At 67.8% G+C, this 20,434-nt stretch carries 19 protein-coding genes and 1 pseudogene; 8 read left to right on the forward strand and 12 right to left on the reverse strand.

Annotation, left to right across the window (positions count from 1 at the left end; all coding sequences use genetic code 11):
- Positions 1 to 67: 67 nt before the first annotated feature.
- The 8 genes from AC0OO9_RS26245 to AC0OO9_RS26280 all read right to left on the reverse strand — a co-directional run bounded on the left by AC0OO9_RS26245 (position 68) and on the right by AC0OO9_RS26280 (position 9,961).
- Positions 68 to 1,513, reverse strand: coding sequence for an RICIN domain-containing protein (locus tag AC0OO9_RS26245; protein ID WP_484513083.1), 1,446 nt, complete (start codon positions 1,511 to 1,513; stop codon positions 68 to 70).
- Between the two features lie 205 nt (positions 1,514 to 1,718).
- The gene (locus AC0OO9_RS26250) at positions 1,719 to 2,810 is read right to left on the reverse strand and encodes a LacI family DNA-binding transcriptional regulator (protein WP_484513085.1); all 1,092 of its coding nucleotides are present in this window, start codon (positions 2,808 to 2,810) and stop codon (positions 1,719 to 1,721) included.
- Positions 2,811 to 2,823: 13 nt separating this feature from the next.
- Positions 2,824 to 3,126, reverse strand: a complete 303-nt coding sequence (locus AC0OO9_RS26255; protein WP_484518054.1) for an SDR family oxidoreductase — start codon at positions 3,124 to 3,126, stop codon at positions 2,824 to 2,826.
- A gap of 13 nt (positions 3,127 to 3,139) precedes the next feature.
- A complete protein-coding gene (locus tag AC0OO9_RS26260; protein WP_484513087.1) occupies positions 3,140 to 4,570 on the reverse strand; it encodes an RICIN domain-containing protein in 1,431 nt (476 codons plus the stop codon).
- 234 nt (positions 4,571 to 4,804) lie between these two features.
- Positions 4,805 to 6,310 carry a family 43 glycosylhydrolase gene (locus AC0OO9_RS26265; protein WP_484513089.1) on the reverse strand — a complete coding sequence of 502 codons (1,506 nt, stop codon included), beginning with the start codon at positions 6,308 to 6,310 and terminating at the stop codon, positions 4,805 to 4,807.
- A gap of 110 nt (positions 6,311 to 6,420) precedes the next feature.
- Positions 6,421 to 6,954: a family 43 glycosylhydrolase gene (locus tag AC0OO9_RS26270; RefSeq protein WP_484513090.1), complete on the reverse strand. Its 534-nt coding sequence runs from the start codon at positions 6,952 to 6,954 to the stop codon at positions 6,421 to 6,423.
- A 154-nt stretch (positions 6,955 to 7,108) separates the two neighbouring features.
- Positions 7,109 to 8,548 (reverse strand): glycoside hydrolase family 43 protein, encoded by a 1,440-nt coding sequence (locus AC0OO9_RS26275; RefSeq protein ID WP_484513092.1) that lies wholly within the window; start codon positions 8,546 to 8,548, stop codon positions 7,109 to 7,111.
- 36 nt (positions 8,549 to 8,584) lie between these two features.
- Complete coding sequence (locus AC0OO9_RS26280) at positions 8,585 to 9,961, reverse strand: family 43 glycosylhydrolase (protein ID WP_484513094.1); 1,377 nt, start codon at positions 9,959 to 9,961, stop codon at positions 8,585 to 8,587.
- Between the two features lie 824 nt (positions 9,962 to 10,785).
- Here AC0OO9_RS26280 and AC0OO9_RS26285 point away from each other — a divergent pair.
- Positions 10,786 to 10,977 carry a hypothetical protein gene (locus AC0OO9_RS26285; RefSeq protein ID WP_484518124.1) on the forward strand — a complete coding sequence of 64 codons (192 nt, stop codon included), beginning with the start codon at positions 10,786 to 10,788 and terminating at the stop codon, positions 10,975 to 10,977.
- A 243-nt stretch (positions 10,978 to 11,220) separates the two neighbouring features.
- On the opposite strand, the gene AC0OO9_RS26290 is transcribed toward AC0OO9_RS26285, so the two are convergent.
- Together AC0OO9_RS26290 and AC0OO9_RS26295 are read right to left on the reverse strand one after the other, a co-directional pair.
- The gene (locus tag AC0OO9_RS26290) at positions 11,221 to 11,691 is read right to left on the reverse strand and encodes a hypothetical protein (RefSeq protein ID WP_484518125.1); all 471 of its coding nucleotides are present in this window, start codon (positions 11,689 to 11,691) and stop codon (positions 11,221 to 11,223) included.
- A gap of 273 nt (positions 11,692 to 11,964) precedes the next feature.
- Complete coding sequence (locus tag AC0OO9_RS26295) at positions 11,965 to 12,201, reverse strand: hypothetical protein (protein ID WP_484513095.1); 237 nt, start codon at positions 12,199 to 12,201, stop codon at positions 11,965 to 11,967.
- 646 nt (positions 12,202 to 12,847) lie between these two features.
- Here AC0OO9_RS26295 and AC0OO9_RS26300 point away from each other — a divergent pair.
- Complete coding sequence (locus AC0OO9_RS26300) at positions 12,848 to 13,420, forward strand: hypothetical protein (RefSeq protein ID WP_484513096.1); 573 nt, start codon at positions 12,848 to 12,850, stop codon at positions 13,418 to 13,420.
- Between the two features lie 347 nt (positions 13,421 to 13,767).
- Positions 13,768 to 14,106, forward strand: a complete 339-nt coding sequence (locus AC0OO9_RS26305; RefSeq protein ID WP_484513098.1) for a hypothetical protein — start codon at positions 13,768 to 13,770, stop codon at positions 14,104 to 14,106.
- 948 nt (positions 14,107 to 15,054) lie between these two features.
- Here AC0OO9_RS26305 and AC0OO9_RS26310 read toward each other — a convergent pair.
- Positions 15,055 to 15,288, reverse strand: a complete 234-nt coding sequence (locus AC0OO9_RS26310; RefSeq protein ID WP_484513099.1) for a transposase — start codon at positions 15,286 to 15,288, stop codon at positions 15,055 to 15,057.
- A gap of 875 nt (positions 15,289 to 16,163) precedes the next feature.
- On the opposite strand from AC0OO9_RS26310, the gene AC0OO9_RS26315 reads away from it, so the two are divergent.
- A complete protein-coding gene (locus AC0OO9_RS26315) occupies positions 16,164 to 17,180 on the forward strand; it encodes a CapA family protein (RefSeq protein WP_484513101.1) in 1,017 nt (338 codons plus the stop codon).
- Between the two features lie 506 nt (positions 17,181 to 17,686).
- Here the strand turns inward: AC0OO9_RS26315 and AC0OO9_RS26320 are convergent.
- Positions 17,687 to 18,007, reverse strand: a complete 321-nt coding sequence (locus AC0OO9_RS26320; RefSeq protein ID WP_484513103.1) for a hypothetical protein — start codon at positions 18,005 to 18,007, stop codon at positions 17,687 to 17,689.
- Positions 18,008 to 18,144: 137 nt separating this feature from the next.
- Here AC0OO9_RS26320 and AC0OO9_RS26325 point away from each other — a divergent pair, with 137 nt between their 5' ends.
- The 4 genes and pseudogenes from AC0OO9_RS26325 (at position 18,145) to AC0OO9_RS26340 (ending at position 20,350) form a co-directional block, all read left to right on the forward strand.
- Positions 18,145 to 18,516: an ArsR/SmtB family transcription factor gene (locus AC0OO9_RS26325; protein WP_210822093.1), complete on the forward strand. Its 372-nt coding sequence runs from the start codon at positions 18,145 to 18,147 to the stop codon at positions 18,514 to 18,516.
- A 202-nt stretch (positions 18,517 to 18,718) separates the two neighbouring features.
- Entirely contained in the window at positions 18,719 to 18,985 is a 267-nt protein-coding gene (locus AC0OO9_RS26330) for a transposase (RefSeq protein WP_484513105.1), read from the forward strand.
- Between the two features lie 258 nt (positions 18,986 to 19,243).
- Entirely contained in the window at positions 19,244 to 19,426 is a 183-nt protein-coding gene (locus AC0OO9_RS26335; protein WP_484513107.1) for a hypothetical protein, read from the forward strand.
- A pseudogene (locus tag AC0OO9_RS26340) lies at positions 19,423 to 20,350 on the forward strand (aminoglycoside phosphotransferase family protein). The gene AC0OO9_RS26335 and the pseudogene AC0OO9_RS26340 overlap by 4 nt, the downstream one beginning before the upstream one ends.
- The last annotated feature ends 84 nt before the right edge of the window (positions 20,351 to 20,434 follow it).

Below are 20,434 nucleotides of genomic sequence, written 5' to 3' on the forward strand. Positions count from 1 at the left end.
GGCACGTCGAGGCCAAGATGAGTCTCCGCTGTCGCGGCGAGGTGTACGGGTGCTCGTGACGGCGGTGTCAGGACTGGCTGCGTGTCCATTGCTGGTTGGTACCGGTTCCGCAGGTGTACTGCGTGATGTCGGTGCCGTCGGCGGTGCCGCCGCTCACCACGTCCAGACATTTGCCGCTGTGCCGGGCGCGTAGCTGGTAGTAGCTGCCGGTGGCGACCCACTGCCACTGCTGGTTGGTGCCCCCGCCACAGCTGTACTGGATGACGTTGGCGTTGTTGGCGGTGGAGGCGTCGGTGACGTCGAGGCATCTGCCGCTGTGTTGGTTGACGATCCGGAAGTAGCCGCTACCGGCGTCGCGGAACTCCCACTTCTGGTTCGCACCGTCGTTCCAGGACCACTGCTTGATTTCGGCGTTGTCGGTGACGGCCATGTCCAGCACGTCCACCACCTTGCCGCTGTTGCGGTTGCTGATGCGGTAGTAGGGCGGTGCCTGTCCGGTGACGGTACCCGTGGCCGCGTCGATGGTGATGGTGGGATACCAGTTCAGGCTCATGGTCGTGGCGGAGGGGAAGGTGATCGGTAACCACACGTACTGGGAATCATTGACCGGCCCGCCCCAGGCGCCGGCCCAGCGGTCGCCCAGGTAGAGGTAGCTCGTCGTCGACGTGCCCTGGATGGGGAGCACGAAGGTCGGTTGAGAGCGGAAGGTGGTCGAGTCGGCGACGTTGGTCATGGCGGTCCACGGACCGGAGATGCTGGACGCCGTGGCGTACTTGGCCTGGTTCGGACTCCAGCCGGTCAGGCCCGAGGTGAGCAGGAAGTAGGTGCTGCCGCGCTTGAACAGGGCCGGCGCCTCGCGGCTGGCGTCGTTCCAGAAGTTGCCGACCAACGTGGCCACGGCGAGGTAGTCGGCGGTGAGGCGGTAGATGTGCAGGTCGCGGTTCTCGTCGGCGGCGGAGAGCATGTAGGCGGTGCCGCCGTCGTTGTAGAGCGTGATGTCTCGCGACATGTGGCCCAGCGGCCGGAAGCTGCCATGGTAGGTGTAGGTGCCGTCCACGGTGGCCGACGAGGCGACCGCGGCCCTGGCCTCGCCGTAGTCGGTGCCGTTCTCCTTGTGCATCCACATCACGTACCGTCCGGTACCGGCGTTGTAGATCACCTTTGGCCGCTCGATGTTGGCCACCTGCAGCTCCGTCGCCGACGACTGGGTCAGCACGTTGTTGCGGAACTCCCAGTCGCGCAGGTTGGTGGAGCGGTAGACGGACACGGCCCGGAACGTGTTGTTGGCGTTGCGGTTCTCACCGAACCAGTAGTAGTAGCCGCCGACCTTGAGTACACCACCGCCGTGTGCGTGCAGCCCGTTGCCGTTGGTGTCGGTGAACTGCGTGCCGTTCGGGATCGTGACCGGCGCCGCCTGCGCCGGAGCGGCGGCCACGGTGATGACTGCCACGACCGCCGAGCCGGCCAGGGTGAGCGCTGCCACCAGTGACAGGAACCGTCTGTTGAGTCTCACTACGTTCGTCCTTCCATGGGCGGACGGCGACCGCCGCCAGCGTCGGAGCGACACGCTCAGGCCTGGTGCCACCCACCGCCGACCGGTGACGGTTCATACCGGGGTGACATCTTGGTAACCGACCGCGAACCAGGACGCCACAATCCGAACCAGCTCATCCATGAACGTGCATGTTCGAACGTCGTCGGTGACCGCCTCCTGCTGGCTAGTGCCGTTGCGTGAGAGACAGCGAGGAACCGCGGACGACGAGGTCGGGGGCGAGTAGTACCCGGTGCGGTGGCCGGCGTTCACCGTTCAGAAGGCGGGAGACCATGAGTTCGACGGCAAGGCGGCCGACGTGGCTCTTCGGCGGCCGGACGGCCGTGATCGCGGGATCGGCCAGGTGGGCGATCTCGTCGTCGTAGGAGACGATCGCCAGGTCACCGGGGATGGCGATGCCCATCTCGGCGCAGAACTGGACGACCGCGATGGCGTGCGGATCGCTGTGCACGATCAACGCCGTGATCCTGGAGAGTCGGCATTCCCGCAGGATGCGAACAATGACGTCCCGCTGGCCGGGCGTCGTGACGGTCTCCTGCATGGCGAGGGCGCCGGACGTGCTCGGGTCGGCGGCGGCTGTCTGCCAGGCGTGGCGCAGGTGGACCGAAGTGGGGCTGCCCTGCGCCACGACGAGCCCGATTCGTCGGTGCCCCTGCTGCCGGAGGTGGTAGATGGCGATCTCGAGGCCGAGCGAGTGGTCGCTGCGCACCCACTCGATGTGCCGGGTGGTCGGCGTCCACCGGCGTGGCTGGCGCTCGACGAGAATGGTCGGGACCGGCAGGTGGCCGATCCATTCGAGGATCTCGTCGGCATCGTCGCCGTCCAGGCTCGGCGCCAGCAACAGACCTTGAACTTGTTGCGCCTCCACGAGACGGCCCATCTGGCGGCGGTCCTCGTCGGGGTCGTAGCTCGAACCGCGCAGTTGGATGCTGACGCCGAGCGCAGCCGCGGCGGCGCGCGCGCCGGCCACGACGGGCGGCCAGTAGAAGTCGAGCGACGGCACGACCATGCCGATGGTGAAGCGGAGCGGAGCCTGGCGGGGCTGGCTGAGGGTGTTGCTGTGGGCTGGCAGCGTGGCGCCGCCGTGGACCTTCGACACCAGGCCCCGTTCGGCGAGTGCGGTGATGTCGCGCCGGATGGTGAGCTCGCTGACGCCGAACTCGCGGGCGAGGTCGCGCACCCGTACCGCGCCCTGCCCGCGCAGTTCGGCGAGCAGGCGCTCCTGCCGCTGGGCGCTGAACAGCCGATCCGTCTCCACGCTGCGCACACTCCTATCGGGCGAGCCAGCCTCCGTCCACCGGAAGGACGGCTCCGTGCACGTACCGGGCGGCGTCGGGGGCGAGGAAGACCGCCGCGCCCATGAGATCCTCGGGGGCGCCCCAGCGGCCGGCCGGGATGCGGTCGCGGATGGCGCGTTCCCGGTCGGGGTCGGCGCGCAGGGCCGCGGTGTTGTCGGTCGCGATGTAGCCGGGCGCGATCGTGTTGACGATCACACCGTCCGCAGCCCACTCGTTGGCCAGCGCCCGGGTGAGCCCGACGGCGGCGTCCGCGTCGGTACGGCGGTCCGTGGTCAGGTCGAGACGATCGTCAGACGCCCGTGCGCGACCACTGCTGGTTGGTGCCGGTGTTGCAGGTGTACTGCTTGAGGACCACGCCGTCGGCGGTCGACGCGGCCGGCACGTCCACGCACTTGCTGCTGTGTCGCGCCCGGAGCTGGAAGTAGCTGCCGTTGGCGACCATCTGGAACTGCTGGTTGGTGCCGGTGCCACAGGTGTACTGGACGAGTTCGGCGCCGTCGGCGGTGGAGGCGCTCACCACGTCGAGGCACTTTCCGCTGTGCCGGCTGACGAGGCGCCAGTAGCCGCTGCCGGCGTCCTGGAACTGCCACTGCTGCCAGGCGTTGCCGTTGTAGGTGTACTGGCCCACACGCGCGCCGTTGTCGGTGTTCGGCGACTGGACGTCCATGGCCTTGCCGCTGTGCCGCACGGTGACCCGGTAGTACGACGCTGGCGGCGTGGGACCGCCGACGGTGTCGCCCCAGGCGTACCGGATGCGCTCGGCGCCGGAGGCGTTGCGAATGGTGAGGCCGAGGTCGGTGCCGCTGCCGCTGAGCGAGAACATCGAGTAGCCGTCGTACCCGAGGTTTCCGGTCGGCTTGCCGCCGAGCGCGGGCCAGTAGGTGCCGCCCATCTGGTTGTCGCGCATGACCTGGGCCATGGCGCGGATGTGGCGTACGAAGTTTTCGGTGCTGTTCGCGTCGCCGTAGTTGAGGCCGGTGTGCATGGCCGCGCCGAACTCGGTGGCGACCGTGCGGGAGGCGCAGTTGCCGAGGCGGGTCTGGATGTGGCTGCGGAAGGCGTCGTAGGTCATCGGGCTGTAGAAGAAGGCGTAGTGGTGGAAGGAGAGCAGCGTCGAGTTGAAGCGGGTGTCGTTGCAGACGTCGCGCAGGTCCTGGCTGTAGCCGGTGCCGCCGATGAGCACTCGGCCGGGCACCGCCGAGTTGTGGTGGCTGAGCCAGTCGGCCGCGACGTTGCGCCACTCCGCCGAGCTGTAGCCGTGCGGCTCGTTCATCGGCTCGAAGTAGACATTGGTGTTCGAGCCGTACGTGTTGGTCACCGTGGACCACATCGTGTTCCAGGCGGCCAGATTCGTGATCCGGCCGCCGGAGGCGGCACCGTCCTCCCAGTAGGCGAGGATGACCTTGAAGCCGCGTGCGGTGGCGGCGTCGATGGCGCCCCGGTAGGCGTTCCACCACGCCGTCCCCACCGTGTGGGTGTTGATGGGCAGCCGGACGGTGTTGACCCCCATGGTGGACGCCATGTCGTCGTAGAGCGCGTTGGCCTTGGCCCGCACGGTCGTGTTGCTGTCGGACGAGTTCAGGCCCTGCACGACGAGCGGGCCGGTGCTGAAGTTGTCACCCAGCACGGCCCAGTTCATGCCGCGGAACTGGCGGGTGGCGGCGGTGGCCGGCGACGACGTGACGACGACGCCGCCGACCATCGCCGTCACCGCGGCCACCAGGGCGATCAGCAGTCGACGAACCGGCCGGGTGCGCCGCGACGGCCCTGATCCGTAACCGTCAGACGGCGTGGTCCGTGCCGTGAAATGTCCCATCACTGGATCTGACCTCTCTGGGTTCGGACATCGGACTGATGTCGTCTCGGCTACATCGGTAACGGAACCGCCAACGGGACACCAGCATTCGAACCCACACGTTCAGGAACATTCGGATTCGAACACGGGGTCGGGGTGTCAGGACGTCCGGCGGAACGTGGCGTCGGCGCGGTCGGTGTCGGTGCTGATCACGTCGATCCGTAGCGTGTAGTTGCTGTGCCTGACGTACCGGTCGGGGAAGTTGTAGGACTGGAACGACGACCACGACGAGTTCGCCAGCCCGACCGTCTGACGGAAGGTGGCGTCATGCCTGAACGTCGTCGAGCCGTTGTTCGGATCGAGTACCAGCACATAGTTGTTGTGCCGCAGGTAGTGGCCGGGGTAGTTGACCGACTCGAACGACACGTGACCGGATCCGCTGTTCGCCAGTCCGGGGACCACCCGGAACTGCCCGTCCAGCGTCGGGTCGACGTTCGGGTCGATCCGGACGGCGTGGTTCTGGTGCCGTACGTAGCGGTCCTGGAAGTTGAACGACTGCAAGCGTTGGACGATCACCGCGCCCGGGTTGTTGAGTTCGCCGGACGGGCCGGCCAGGACGTTTGAGGTGGAGACGGGGACGCCTAGGTTGGGCGTGCCGTCCGGGTTCCAGGAGATTCGCTGTGCGCGGCTGGTGCGGGTGGTCCCGCAGCCTTGGGAGGACGAGGAGTTGGCGTGGTAGACGATCCAGTCCTCCGTGCCGTCGGGCGAGGTGAAGAAGGAGTGGTGGGCGGGACCGTACACGCCGTTGCTGTCGTTGCGTTGGAAGAGCGGGTTGGTGAGTTTGGTCCACGAGGTGCGGCTCAGCGGGTTGGAGCCGGTCAGCTCGAGTGCTCCGATCTTGTAGTCGGGTGTGCCGCAGTAGCTGGCCGAGTAGGTGAGGAATGTGCGGCCGGCGCGTTGCAACGGGTAGGGGCCTTCGTTGACGGGGTTGCCCTGGCGCTCCCACGAAAAAGTGGGCTCAGAGATCAGCGTCCCCAATGACGCGGGCGTCCACGGGTTGGTCAGACGCGTGATGTACAGGCTCTGCAGGCCGCCGTTCTCGAACCCGGAGTTGTTGTTGAACGCGGAGAACACGAAGTAGTTCACTCCGCTGACCGTCATGACGCTGCCGTCGATCGACCAGCCGTTGTTCGGCATCAGAGTGAGCGGGCCCCGATAGGTGTAGGGGCCCATCGGATCGGTTCCCGCGCTCTCCAGCACATGCTGACGCTGCCCGCCGCAGCACGCGCTCGGCCCGGCCGAGTAGTAGAGGTACCAGCGCTGCCCGTTCGGGCCGTCGAGCAGGTGCATGCTCGGCGCCCACATGTTCGACGTCGCGTTCGGCTGCGACATCGTGAACACCCGGGTCTCCGGCGCGGTGCGCAGGCCGCCAAGGGTCGACGCCTTACGGATGTAGATGTTCCCTGTCCAGGTGGTGGCCGTGTAGTAGTAGTTGCCGTTGTGGTAGCCGAGCCACGGGTCGGCACTGTTGGGCGTACCGACGACGGGATTTTGGAACGACGCGCCAGGAGCGGCGCTGCTCGGGGTGGAGACGACGCTCATACCGACGCTGAGCACGACAACGGTGACCAACGCGGTGACCATGGATCGTGTACGTATGCGCATGACACGGGTCCTTTCGACGAACGCGATCGACGTGGCGAGGCGACGACCGACCGAGCTGACTGGGGTGACCGGCGTGCGCGAGCCGCTCGGACGACCCCGAACGGGCCAGGTCACTTCGGGATCGCCGTGCCGTGGCGGCAGCTGGAGCAGCCCACCAGGCTCAGGCCGGTCCCAGAGCTCCACAGGGTGCCTTGGCGGGTCCAGCCACTGGTCAGGCTGTTACTCGTCCATCGCTCGATGTACTTCGTGCTCTCGTTCTTCGTGAAGGCGTGGTAGGTGCTGCCGGACTTCACGACGTAGGTGTCGATGTAGTTGTAGCCCAGGCCGCTCATCTGCTGCGGGCCACTCCATGACGTGAGGCCCGAGTTCTGGGCGGTGTAGACGTACGGCCGGAAGCCGCTCGGGTTCGTGCTCTGCCGGACGCTCACGATGACCCGGACGGTGCCGCCCTCGACGTAGAACTCCGGCGCCCACACGTTCCGGGTGCTGGAGATGCCCGACGGCACGGTGGCGATGTTCGTCCAGTTCCGCAGGTCGGTGCTGCGCGCGACGGCGAAGTAGGTCGAGTTCGTCGTCCAGGACTGCCACGTGTACGCGACGTAGTAGGTGCCATCGCGCTTGATGATGCTCGGATCGCGGAGCACCCCTGTCGGCCTGCGGAAGTTCGTGTCGTGGAGGACAGGTCCCCCTCCGATCCTTCCGAAACCTCATGTTGTCTCCTCACACTCGGGCGAACGGGCGGGCCTTGACGTCGCCCTGCCGGAACCTCGTCCGGCGGAGGCTGTCCAGGGGCCGGGTTCAGTTGGTGACGCGGAAGGTGGCGTCGGTACGGCCCTGCGCGTCGGTGATCGGATCGAGTCGGAGCAGGTAGTTGGAGTGCCGGATGTAGCGGTCCGGGTGGCTGTGGGACCGGAACGACGTCCAGGAGGAGCTGGCGAGGCCGGCGACCTGCTGGAAGGTGGCGTCGGCGGCGAAGACGGCGGTGCCGTCGTTGGCTTCCAGCCGGAAGTCGAACCCGTAGTGGCGCAGGTAGTAGCCGGGGAAGTTGACCGACTGGATGGACACCGTGCCGGAGCCGGCCAGGCCGGGTACCAGCCGCCACTGGCCGTCCTGGGCGGGGCTGACGTTCGAATCGATGCGGGCGTCGTAGTCGGCGTGCCGCACGTACCGGTCCGGAAAGTTGTACGACTGGATCCGGCTGGCCGCGGTGGTACCCCAGCGGGCGAGCACGCGGCTCTGCTCGGCAGCGGTCAGGTTGAGGATCGAACCGTGCCGCTTCTTGGTGCCGCCCATGGCGTACGAGCCGGACGCCGGCAGTCGGAAGCCGCCGGGGTTCGACGGGTTGGTGGTCAGAACGGGCAGGTAGCCGCGCCCGGACGCGTACTGGTCAAGGTAGAGCACCCACTCTTCGCGGTTGTTGAACCTCAGCCACATCGGACCCTCGACCTGGGAGCCGGTCAGCCCGAGGCCGGACAGGTTTCCGAGGTTTGTCCAGGTGCCGAGGATGGAGTTGCTGCCTTCGACGGTGATCTGGCCGTCCCGGGAGGCCCGGACGTAGCGGTAGGCGCCCACGCCGGCCGGCACCTCGACGATCTGGGTGTCGATGATCTCCTGGCTGCCGGGCCGGTCGATGTAGATCTGCGGGGCCGTGATGCTGCGGAAGTTCGCCGTGCGCGCGGAGTAGACGCGATGCTTGGTCGCCCCGTTGAGCGGGACGTTCGTCGACCAGTAGAGGACGTAGTCGCCGGTGGCCGGGTTCCAGATCGCCTCCGGAGCCCAGGCATTTCGTCCGTCCGGGATCGCTCCGGCGACGTTCAGTAGCCACGGCGCCGACCAGTTGACCAGGTCGGTGGACTCCCACACGACGAGGCTACGGCTGCCGTTGTTGATCGCGGTCGACCAGTCCTGGCCGCAGCCGATGCACAGGTCCGTGGCGACGATCCAATACCGGTCGCCGGTGGGCGAGCGGACCAGAGCGGGGTCGCGGACGCCACGGGTGCCGACGGTGGAACGCAGCACGAGCCCACCGTTGTTGAGGTCCGTCCAGCGCAGGCCGTCGGTGCTGTGGGCGAGATAGATCTGCTGATCGGTCGACGACTCGCCGGTGAAGTGCGCCATCAGGTAGCCGACGGTCGGGTCGAGCGCGGCCGCCTCCTTCGGCGTCGCCACCGACCAGGTGGTGAACAGCAGGCACGCGGCGGCCGACACCGCGCCCAGCCGGGCAAGGACTCTCGACATGGGTATCTCTCCTTCACGGAGGGGCGTTCAAGTCAGCTAGAGGGTCGGTACGACGGGGCGGATGGTGCCGTCGGCGTCGAACTCCATCCGGTCGACGGCGGTCTCGCGGTTGGTGCCGTTGCCGGCCGGCACGACGAACCGGTGGTAGGCGATGTACCAGGTGTCGCTGCCGGGTGCGCGGACCACGGAGTGGTGACCGGTGCCCTTGATGCCGACCTCGAGCCGCTTCTGCAGCACCACGCCGCGCCTGGTCCACGGCCCGAGGGGCGAGGAGCCGGTGGCGTACGCGACCCGGTAGTCCTCGCTGCGCGTGTCGTTCTCCGACCACATGAAGTAATACCGGTCGTTGCGCTTGAACACGAATGGCGCCTCGTTGTAGCCGGACGGCGTGATGACCCGCGCCTGCGCCGCGTCGAAGGAGACCATGTCGATGTTCAGCCGCACCGCCCGCGCGACGCCCTGTCCCCAGTACAGGTAGGACCGGCCGTCGTCGTCGGTGAAAACCATCGGATCGATCGCCTGTCCACCGGAGAACTGGTCGCTACGGATGAGCGGTCGGCCCAGCGCGTCGCGGAACGGCCCGGCAGGGCTGTCGGCCACGGCCACGCCGAGCTGTTTGGCGGTGTTGCCGCTGGCCGCGCCGCCGCTGAAGTAGAGGTAGTAGCGGCCGTTGGCGCTGGCCACCGCCGGCGCCCAGGCCGAGTTGTCCGCCCAGGACACGTCCGGGCCGTGGTCGAGGATGACGCCGTGGTCGGTCCAGTTGACCAGGTCGGTGGAGGAGAACGCCTTGTAGTAGGTGCCGGCCCAGCTCGCGTAGCCGTCGGTGGTCGGGTACAGGTAATAGCGCCCTTGGAATGCGGTGATGTGCGGGTCGGCGAAGAGGCCCGGGATCGCCGGGCCCATGGTGGTTTTGGGCACCCACGGCGCGACGAGGCGGAAGGAGCTGTCCGCCCGGAACGCGGCCGTGTCCTGGTAGGTGTCGAGCCAGAGCGCGAAGTCGCGGTGCCGGATCCGCCGGTTCGGGTAGTTGTACGAGGTGAGCGCCACTGATCCGGCGACCGAGCCGTCCACCGCGCAGAAGGTGGCGTCGGCCCGAAAGGTGGCGTCGCCGGTGTTGGAATCGACCCGGAGCCGGTAGTCGCGGTGCCGCAGGAACATGCCGGTCCTGGTCTGGAACGAGTAGCAGGACGGGGACGCCAGACCGTTGACGACGGTGAAGGTGGCATCCAGCTTGGTCTGGTTGGCGCTGCTGGAGGTGACCGGATCGAGCTGACCGAGATTGTTGACGTGCCGCACGTACCGACCGGCTCGGTTGACCGACTCGAGCGAATGGGTGCCGGCCGGCAGGGTGGCAGCATGTGCCGTCCCGTCGACGACCACCATGAGAGCGGCGGCGGCCACGGCGGAAAGCACGAGGAGTGAACGTAAGCGCATCATCGATGCTCCCGACAGTCGGTGGAAGCGGTGTGGTCTAGTCGAAGCGCCACAGTGGCGTTGGTGCCGAGGTCGCCCCGGCGGACGATCTGGGCGCCGTCCGCTGCGGACGCGCCGGTGACACCGAGGACCCGGCCACCGTTGCCCCGCCGGATGTGGTGGTGGCCGTTGGTCCCGTGGCCCGGCCATCACCGGTGGTCGGTTCTGCCGGTGTCTCCGAACTGTCGGTCTGCTGGATCGTCCGGCGGTGCCGCGGATCCGGTGGGCAAACCGGCGGCCGAAGCCGCTGCTACTCGCCGTGCGACCACGGTAACGATCCCCCCTTCCGGCGTAGCCCTGCCCATGTGAGCGCTAACAATGTGGACGCGTGCGCGGCCCGACGGCATCACGGTTCTGATGGTGGGCGACGTGCCGCACCGGCAGTTTCGACGCGTCATGCTGGGACAGGATGCATGTGTTCTGTTCGTTACGCGCGCGTTGCGGACAAGTGTTAGCGATCGCATACTGAGTGTCAAGGAATCGAACATGCTCGTTCACCCGGCTCCCGCTCACCACGGCCAGCAGTCCTGACCGGGAGCCTCGCCACTGGCGCCTCACCCCTCCACGATCTCGCTGTCCAGCCGCACTGCGGTTCCCCTCGTACCGTGGAGGCCAGAGCTTGAGGGACAGAGGTCCATGGCTGAGACGAGACGCCGGTTCGATCCGGAGTTCCGCGCGGGCACGGTCCGGATGGTGCGGGAGGCCGGGAAGTCGCTCGCGCAGGTAGCGCGTGATCTGAGGATCAACAGCGACACCCTGGGGCGATGGAGCGCTCCCGGCACCGGGTGGGCGTGGCCGCCGGCCTGCTCGGCACGGCGGCCGGGGTCCTCGCCTGGGCCGGACCTGATCAACCGTCGCCGGTCGTTCCGGGGCCGCCGATCGCACCACCCCGGTTGGTGGCGTCGGGCAGGCCGGTCATCGGCGGCGGCAGCGGCCCCGGTCCGGCGCGCTGCTGATTCGGCCCACCGCGGCACGCACCGCGGCAGCCCGGAACCGTCCGCAACCGGGGTGCAGCAGCGCCGCCTTCCGCCGCGTTCACGCCCGGCCCGCCGTGCACCCCCCCCCGCCAGGATGTACACCAGCGCTGCCCGCGCTGGTCAGCACGCCCCGGGCCCGGCCAACACCACGATGATCTTCACTACGCGCACGCCGCAGCGCAGCTCGCCACCGGCCGTCCGAAGCCGGTGGTTGCAAGACGGCTACACGAACGAAAAGAGACGTTCCTCCGGGTCCACGACCGTGGCCAAGTGCGCTCCAGGCACGAGGGCCGGGTCATCAGCGCGGATCGTCTCGGCTTCGAAGGTGGCAAACCCAGTACCACTGATCCGCACGCGGAGTTTCAACCCGGGATCCTCGCCACCCAGGTAGTTGGACACGGCGAGAATCTCTGCGGTTGCGGCGACACCGGTAGCGGCGAGCCGCCGCGTGTCGCGGCGCGAGCGAGTGACCAGCCGCAAGCCCCAAACTCCGAAGCAGCAACCGACGATCATCGCCAGTAGGCCCCCGACGAGCAGGCCCCAGAAGTCCGCGGCGGACAGACTCAGGCCATGCGACACGACGACGAACAGCAGGGCCGGTCCGGGCAGACAGATCGCCAGGAACATCACTCGGCAAAGCAGTGCGCCGATCGGACCAGTGCGCGTCTCCGCCTCCCGGGGTGCAGTCGTCACCCCCCACACCCTAACGACCTCGTGCACGGATGCGAATCCTTGAGTTTCGACGATCGATGTTCGTGTCATGGCCGGCGCTGCGATCATGATGAACCTTCGGACGGCAGGCTTGTCTCGGCAGGTGATTGCGGGCCTGGTCGCGGAACTGGCGTCAGGGCGGCGGAGCACCGTCGTGACCGGTTCGCCGCCCGTACGCGTCGTCGCCGCATCGGTGCTGGCTCGAAGCACCGGTTCGGGTTCGCTGACTGAGCAACCCCCGTCCGAGCAGATCCTTCAGGGGGTGCGCTCCGCCATCGCCTGTCCGGCGGCGCGGGCCTCATCGACCAGGAGCCGGTACCCGAACTCCGGGTCATCACGGTGGGCGTCCACCAGCGCGTTCGTGCGGTAAGCGGCACCGAGCGCGGCGTCGCCGCCGAGCCGGGCAAGCCACCGGTAGTAGAGCTGACGAGCGATCTTCATCACCCGGCACGTCACCGCCACGGGGATCCCGTCAGCGGCCAGCTCGCTCACGAGCGGGTAGAGCCTTTTCCCGGCAGGTTCGCCTGTGATAGATACGCCGCGGCCCGACGCAGAACCTCTTCTCCTGCTCCAGCAACCTGATCCGCTTGCGGCCTCGCGCAGCTCAGCTGACTCGCCGCTGCTGACACCCGGCTTGCCTCCAGCCTCAACGTCGGCCTGGCGCAGCCACTGGACCGGCGTGGGCGGCCAGCCGCCTCCGGAGGCTGTGCGGCAACTGGGGGTCAAGGGGTCGTCGGTTCGAATCCGGCCGTCCCGACGCAGGTCAGAGGGTGCATTCGATCGATGGATGTGCCCTCTTTGGCGCTCTGGGGACCAAGATCAGTCAAGTTGGCGGCGGCTGGCGCTCCTTGACCGTCGGTCAAGTTTCAGGTGGCTACCCGGGTCATTTGCCGAATTGTTCGTTCTTTGGATCAAGGGCGCCACGCAAGCGTGGCGCCGACCCGCTCGCGACCGGCCTGCTGGCGGCCTCCGGCCGGCATCGGCCGGTCGCGGCTTCACCCCCGGGGAAGGGGCATCGTGCTGTCGGCCAGTCCCTAGGGCTGGAACGCTGTACCGTCCGACCGTGCAAAGCCCAGCGCCGAGTACCCCTACCGCGCCATCACTGGCGGCCGGCTTCCCGGCCCATCTTCAGCGAGACGTGCAGACCGTCACGAAGCTCTTACCACCGCCGCCCTTGAATCCGGCGCTGCCGTTCCGTGTCACCGTCGACGGGCAGCCACTGATCATCCCGTACCGGATCTACGAAGCCGAACCCCCAGCCGCTACAGAACGCAGCCTGTCACCCACCCAACTCGCGATCCTCAACTGCCTCTACACACGTCACCACGACGGTCGAGTACGGCAGCGACGGCTTGGGCACATTCTCAGGCTGAACGAGCCATGGGTGGTCCCATTCGTAGTCCGGCTGGTCGGGGAGTATGTCCTAGAGATCCTGCTCGACATCCGCCGTGAACTCGTCGAACTCGACGACCCCACGACCCCGCAGCACGCCGTGTACGGACAGGTACTCGCCGCGAACCCGTCGTTCCTCGCCATCACGCGCCAGCAAGCGGCGAGCTACTGGGCCTGCTACCACCGGCATCTGTACTCCGACCGCCGCTACTACCCGGGCTCAACACTCATCAAGTCCATGCAGGCCGCAGCAAGGCACTACAGCACCCCCACCAGGTCACGGTCCTCGTATCTAGACAAAGGCATTCCGCCGCCGTAGTTCACCCCAACGTCTGCCAGGCCGGGACGATCGCGTCGGTGGCTGGCCACCGTCGAACGCGGGGCGATCGCTGCCGCGCCGCTTCGCGGCTTGCCACCGGAGTACCTGGTCCAGGCGCGCGGTGACCTGGCGCCACGGCAAACCGCCCCGGCCCGAAGGCCGGGGCGGACGCCGGCCGGCCGCGCGTAGGGGGCGAGCCGTGCCAGCCACGTGCCATAAGCCCGTGCCATAGACGGTCACCAGCGGGCAAGAGCGGGCATCACCGCTCCATCCCTGACCAGGCACAACGGACAGATCAGGGCAGTCGGAAACGATCTTCCAAACTGACGGTGCTCTAGGGTTCGGCCATGCCCAATGACCATAAGGACGCCCTGCTCTGGCAGCTCCGTCGAGGCGGGGAGGTCGTCGCCCAGATTCGCGTGCACGGTGTCGATCAGCCCTGGGTTGCAGGGCATTTTGAACCAGAACCGGGCTTTGCCGAGCTAGCGCCGCTCTTCCAGCGCGAGGTCGAGTTGGTGGACTCGACCGGCGACCTGGACGTTGACACGTGGGAGGCGGTCCAGGCTCAGATCTGTCGGACGGTCGCTTTGGTCAAGCCGGACGGCCAGGAGGTCGCCGACTTCATCCTTCACATTCGTGGCGGTGAGGCGTCGTTCCGGTGGAGTGACGAACCCCTCGACGAGTAGGACGCCGCTTGGCTGTACAGCCATCAGTACAGCCAAGCCGGCCGACACGGGCCGGGGGAGAGCTACACCGGCCGACGACTCGCGCAGGTCAGCGGTACCGACCGACGCCAGCCGACAGCAGTCTTGATCCTTGCAAGTCAGGGGTAGCCGTCGCGCTCGCGGCCTGCCCTGCGGGCGGCCTCCGGCCGTCCTCGGGCGCCCGCAGCTCGTGCAGAGTACGTGCAATGATCTTGGCCCGGGGAGCCGGTAAGTAGCTGGCCCGCGCAGGTTGCGGCCACAGTGGTCACACTGCCGCTGTCGCCTTCCTAAACCGCGTGCTGAGGTCGTCGAGCGTGTCAGCGTCCCGGGGACCAAGTGGGGACCACACGACCTGCGCGATGGTGCGCGGCACGACGTCGACCGCACAGCCTGATCTTGGGGATAGCGTGTGTGACGTGTGGACGTGTGGCGAAGCGTCCTGGGGGTCAAGGGGTCGTCGGTTCGAATCCGGCCGTCCCGACCGGTTGACCTGGGAAGATGAAGATCTTCTCTGGTCGCGGCGGTAACATCCGGTAACGGATGATCTTTATTGGCGGTAACCGCGTGGACGTTTGGTCGTCGGCGTGCGCGCTGAACAACGCTCTGACCTGCGGCTTCATCCGCATCCCGGATGAAGTGGCATGTGGTCTCTTGATTCTGCGTCAAGCGCTGTAGATGCTGCCAGCTGTCAACACGTCGGGTGTTTCGGCGATCATGCGGGGCAGGATCGCCGGCCCTCGCCGGTCCTGGTCTTAACGAGTTCGGCCGGTGGCAGTGGAGCGATCTGTCATCGCTTCGGTGGAGAGGTCGACGTCGGCCAGGCTCGGGACTACCTTCTGAGCAGTTCGATGAGCGCGGTGTCGGCTCGGGCCAGAATCGGCCGGCCATGCAGCGAAGCCGACGCGGCCTTCAGGATCTCGTTGGCCCGCTTCATCTCGGCGTTCTCCCGCCGCAGCGAAGCAACTCCTCCACCTCCAAGGTCGTGGGCCGGTCGTCACGCTGACCGCAGTCGGCCTCGTTCTGGCGGATCCAGTTCCGCAACGCCTCGTGATGCACCCCAAGCTGGTGAGCCAGCTGGCGAATCACGGGCTTCGGGTCCGACTCCCGATACAAGCGCACCGCACGTTCACGCAGCTCGTCGGGGTACTTCTTCGGTGCTGCCACGGATGACTTCCTCTGCTCTATGAGCGGGTCCCGCACTGGTGGGGGAAGCTGCGGGTACTCGGCGACCTGGCGGCGAACCTGGTGGGCGAAATCGTCAGCCAGCCGTGCGGCCGGTTTCGGGGTCAGGACTGCGTGGCGTACGGCTCCGGTGCGGGAGGCTGGATCAGCGAGCAGTCCCTCCGTGAGGTCGGGCGGCGGCACCGGGTGCGGCAGCCGCGCGTAGTAGGTCAAGCAGGCCGTCGCACGGACCTCGTCTACGGGGTCGGTGAGCAGGATCCGCCGAACAGCCTCGGGCCGGCGTCCACCAGTGCGCGAGCGTGGCCCGGACCGTTGGGTCAGGGTCCCGGGCGAGCAGTTTGGCCGGTACGTATTCGCGTTCGGCGAGGTGTTCGCGCGCCTGTGTGTCCGGATCGTCGATGAGTCGCTCGTACAAACTCGCGGGGCGCGCACGGGCGTCCACCACCAGGGCAGTGCGGATGGCGGGATCGGTGTGGGCGGCCAGCCGCATCCGGACGGCGTGCGGTAGTTGGCGGTTGAGCGCGAGCGAGTGCAGCAGCCAGTGATGGCCCGAGCGAGGATTTCCTCGATCACGTCCGGGGTCAGGTCGGCGCGTCTGGCGACGTGGCCGAAAGCGAGCCGGTAGCTCACCAACCGGCGGACCAGCTCGGCCGGCAGGGCCGCGTTCTCGGAGAGACCGTCCACTGTTCGAAGGGGCGGCATTGTGTGCTGATATGAGGGTAATGTCAACTCTGGTAGTGCTCATGATCGCTGTTCTGGCGGGCGGCTGTGACGCGGGGGAGAGGGAGCCTAGAGGCGGGCCACCCCACTCCTCCACCGCCGCCACCAGCCCCGGACCCCGAACCACACTCACTGTGGTGGCGGCCGGCGACCTGCTCGTACACCCCGCGCTCACCGAGCAGGCAGCCGCCGATGCGCGCCGAGCAGGACGCGATGGGCACGACTTCACCCAAGTGCTCGCCGGGGTCCGCGCCCGCGTGAGCGCCGCCGATCTGGCCATCTGCCACATGGAGACGCCCCTGGCCGAGCCTGGCGGTCCGTTCACCGGCTGGCCGAACTTCAGCGTGCCCCCCGCACTCGCCGACGCCGCCGCATGGGCAGGATTCGACACCTGTTCCACCGCATCCAACCACTCACTGGACGTCGGAGCCGAGGGCATCGCCCGCACTCTCGACAACCTCGACCGGGTGGGCCTGCGGCATACGGGCACGGCCCGCACTGCGGCGGAGAGCCAACGCCCAAACGTCATGGACGTGGGCGGCGTGAAGATCGGACAACTCTCGTACACCTTGAGCTTCAATGACATCCCACTGCCACCCGGACGACCATGGGCGGCCAACCTGATCGACGCGGACGCCATCCTCGCCGAAGCACGGCGGGCCCGCGTTGCCGGCGCGGAGATCGTCATCCTGTCGATGCATTGGGGTACGGAGTACCAGAACGAACCGAACGCCGATCAGGTCGACCTCGCGACCCGGCTACTGTCCTCGCCCGACATCGACCTGATCATCGGCCATCATGCGCACGTGGTGCAGCCCTTCGAGAAGGTCGGCGCGAAGTGGGTCGCCTACGGTATGGGCAACCTGACCACCCGGTTCAGTGACGGCTCGGCGGAAAATACCCAGGACGCGGTTGTGCCTGAATTCACCTTCACTCGCACCCCGTCCGGCGGTTGGGAGGTCACCGCCGTGACCGTGCTGCCAACCTGGATGGAGTACCGGCCGACGGCCCGCGTCGTCGACCTGACCGCCGCGCTGAGTAACCCAGTGGTGCCCGCCCCGCGTCGGGCGCACTACGCCGCGATCGTGCGGCGGATCAACGGATACGTCGACCTGCGGGGCGCCTTCTCCGCCGGGCTACGGATGCCACACTGAATCGGAAAATGGATACCCCATCAACCCCTGACGACGCGGCGAAGACTCTCACGGAGTACAGGCTGCGGCACTGGCCCGGCTGCTGGCGTTTAGAGCGAGACGGGCAGATTGAGCATTTGAGGTAGCTTACTCAGCCATCCTTCTGCTTCGCGACGGACGTCCTGTTCGAGGTCGACTTGGTCCCTTGAGAGGGGGTCCAGGCGGTCCCGTTCGGCCGGCGTCTCACCGGAGCGATGGCGGAGATGGCTGCTGACGATTCGGCTACCTGGGACCGTGATCAGCTCTCGGATAGTCGCCGCCAGGTCACTGTCGTTCAGGTCTGTCGCAATAACCGTCAGGCTTAAGCCCGCAGGAAGCATAGTGGGCAACCGATCAGACCATGCTCCACAGATGTAGTCGCCGCTAATAAACAAACGCCCACTACGCGCGCCGGTTCGTCGCATGAGCCCTGCGGCTTGCACTTGGTGATGGAAGTTTGTGCTGTTGGCGCCGGGCGGAAGCGTCCTTCAAGAAGGCGGCCATTTCGCTCGAGGCGAGATGCCTGGCCGCGGGCATTCCCACGTCCCTGTGGCCGAAATGCGGTACCGGGCCAGCCACTCCCCGGCGTCGGTCTGCACCGCCAGGCGCTCCCCGGCTCGCCGCACCTCCTGAGCCCGGACCGGCCGGTGCACCGGAAGGTCGTACCGCAGCTCGTAGGCCCGCAGATAGTCCACGACGTGCCCGACGGTCGGGAAGTCCTCGCCCTCCTGCCGCAGCACGCCCCACCCCGGCAGCGGGGTGTACTCCGCCGGGGAGAACAACCGCCACCACTCCCAGCCATGCCACATCACCCGACCCGGGCATGCACGACACCCCCCGGATCCAAAGGTCAAAATGCCGGGACGGCAGAAGGGGTGGGCCCGCACGCAGACTCAGGGTGATCCTGCCCTCGTTCACCAGCCGATCGACGGTGTCAGCTGCAACGATGCATGACGTGGGAACTGTGAAGAGTGCGACGCCCGCCATCTCGCCCCTCGCCGGCGAGCCGATCGACCGCGCCGATGCCGAACGGCTCGCGGGAGTGCTGAAGGCGTTCGCCGATCCGGCCCGGCTGCGACTGCTCAGCCTGATCCAGTCGGCCCCGCAGGGGGAGGCGTCCGTCAGTGACCTCACCGCGCCCCTCGGACTCTCCCAGCCGACCGTCAGCCACCACCTGCGGATCCTCACCGAGGCTGGCCTGCTCGAGCGTGACAAGCGCGGGGTCTGGGCCTACTACCGCCTGGTACCGTCCGCCATCGCCACGATCGCCGACCTGCTGACCCCACCTCGCAAGCGAGCAACGAAGAAGACCCGCTGACCGACGCCATCGGCGACCGCCGCCGACGCCTCACGACCCGGCTGTGCGAAAGCCGAAACGCGGAGGTTGAGCGTCCCCACCGCGCCGGTGCAGGGCGGATCTAAGAACTCCTAACGAAATGACGTTGGGCGTGTCCTCGGGACGTGAGGATCGTTCTGTGTGAACGCGAGGAGGGGTGAGCAGCCGCCGTGGATCGTCTCGGATGAACTGTGGGCCGAGATCGCACCGCTGCTGCCACCCCGTCCGCCCCGGCGGCATCGGTCCCGGGCGGCAAGCCTCCCGACGCGGCACCGGCCACGGGTCAGGACTCGGCACCCGACGCTGGGTCGTCGAACAGACCATCGCCCTGCTGCACTGGTTCCGCCGCCTCCGCATCCGCTGGGAGATCCGCGACGACATCCACGAAGCCTTCCTCACCCTCGCCTGCGCCATCATCTGCTGGCGCCGACTCCAACGCTCACAGAGTTAGGAGTTGTAAATTTGATCAACAACTCAACTTCTCAAACACGCTCTGAGCTCGGCGGCGCCGGCTCGCGCAGGTGTGCTCCGATGGCTGCCCCAGCTTCTGTACAGTCGGGGCAGTGTGGATACCGAGCTGCGCACGTTCTGGCCGCACCGCCAACGTGCTCCAGGTCAAGAGCGCCTCGGCGTTCGCCCTGGAACTGCCGACCGGCCCGGACAGCGAGGCTGCTGTCTCCATGAGGGCATCGACCGCCACCGCATTACCGTGCTGAAACGGGCCCAGGACAACAAGCTCATCGACGAGGCCGCCGACCTCGACTGGGTGCGCCGGGTCTACTACGCGCCTGTCGGCGAGTCCCTGCGCAGCAACGCGGACGACGCCGACCCCGACGCCCTCGCCGCCCGCATCATCGACGCCCTGCTGCAGGGCGCCGGCCCGCGCCCATGAGCACGCCGAGTCGCATTGAGGTTCCGGAGGCGTTCGCCGTATCGTACGGCGCAAACGGCAGCTCAGCGCAGGCGTGGACCGCCGAGCTGCCTCGGCTGGGCGGCGACGTTCTGGGCCGCTGGCGGCTGCGGCTCGACGGTCCGGCCGCGCACGGCATGGCCTCGCTGGTCCTGCCCGTAACCCAGGCCAACGGCACACCCGCCGTCCTCAAGTTCCAGCAACCACGGGAGGAGACCGCCGGGGCCGTCATCGGCCTGCGGGCTTGGAAGGGCAACGGCGCGGTGCGCCTGCTCGACTACGACGAGGAGAGCGGCACCCAGTTGCTGGAACGACTGGACGCGGCCCACACGCTGTCCACGATGGACAACGATCAGACGGCCACCCAGGTCTTGGCGGAGCTGCTGGCCCGTCTCACCTCGGCGCCCGCCCCCGAGGGGCTGCGGCACCTGTCCGACATCGCCGCCGCCATGCTCGACCAGGCCCCACAGGCCGTAGCGGCCCTGCGCGACCCCGCCGAACAGCAGCTGGTGCGCTCGTGCGCGTCCGCCGTGGCCGAATTGATCGGTGAACCGGGCGACCGGCTGCTGCACTGGGACCTGCACCACGACAACGTCCTCGCCGGGGAACGGGAACCCTGGCTGGCCATCGACCCGGAGCCTTCTCGCCGGTGACCCCGGTTTCGACCTGTGGCCGGCACTCGACGGCCGCTGGGACACGGTGGTCGCGTCCGGCGACGTGACACGTGCCGTACTCCGTCGCTTCGATCAGCTCACCGAGGTCCTCGGCCTGGACCGCCGACGCGCGGCCGGCTGGACCCTCGGCCGCGTCCTGCAGAACGCCTTGTGGGACATCGAGGACGGCAGGGCAACGCTCGATCCGGCGCAGGTCGCCTTGGCCACGGCACTGCTGGGACGTCCCGGATAGGACCCCTCGATCAGCGCAGGGCCACCCGGTCTTTGGAAACTTCGTGGTAGTGATATCGGCGCATGTCCGCGCCCGCGATTTCGG

The sequence above is a fragment of the Micromonospora sp. USAFONa4 genome (assembly GCF_057197825.1).

Coding starts and splice junctions, on each gene's coding strand:
- AC0OO9_RS26285 (WP_484518124.1), top strand. CDS start 10,786: ATGGAGCGCTCCCGGCACCGGGTGGGCGTGGCCGCCGGCCTGCTCGGC.
- AC0OO9_RS26330 (WP_484513105.1), top strand. CDS start 18,719: ATGAACTGTGGGCCGAGATCGCACCGCTGCTGCCACCCCGTCCGCCCC.
- AC0OO9_RS26305 (WP_484513098.1), top strand. CDS start 13,768: ATGCCCAATGACCATAAGGACGCCCTGCTCTGGCAGCTCCGTCGAGGC.
- AC0OO9_RS26325 (WP_210822093.1), top strand. CDS start 18,145: ATGCATGACGTGGGAACTGTGAAGAGTGCGACGCCCGCCATCTCGCCC.
- AC0OO9_RS26320 (WP_484513103.1), bottom strand. CDS start 18,007: ATGTGGCATGGCTGGGAGTGGTGGCGGTTGTTCTCCCCGGCGGAGTAC.
- AC0OO9_RS26275 (WP_484513092.1), bottom strand. CDS start 8,548: ATGTCGAGAGTCCTTGCCCGGCTGGGCGCGGTGTCGGCCGCCGCGTGC.
- AC0OO9_RS26265 (WP_484513089.1), bottom strand. CDS start 6,310: ATGCGCATACGTACACGATCCATGGTCACCGCGTTGGTCACCGTTGTC.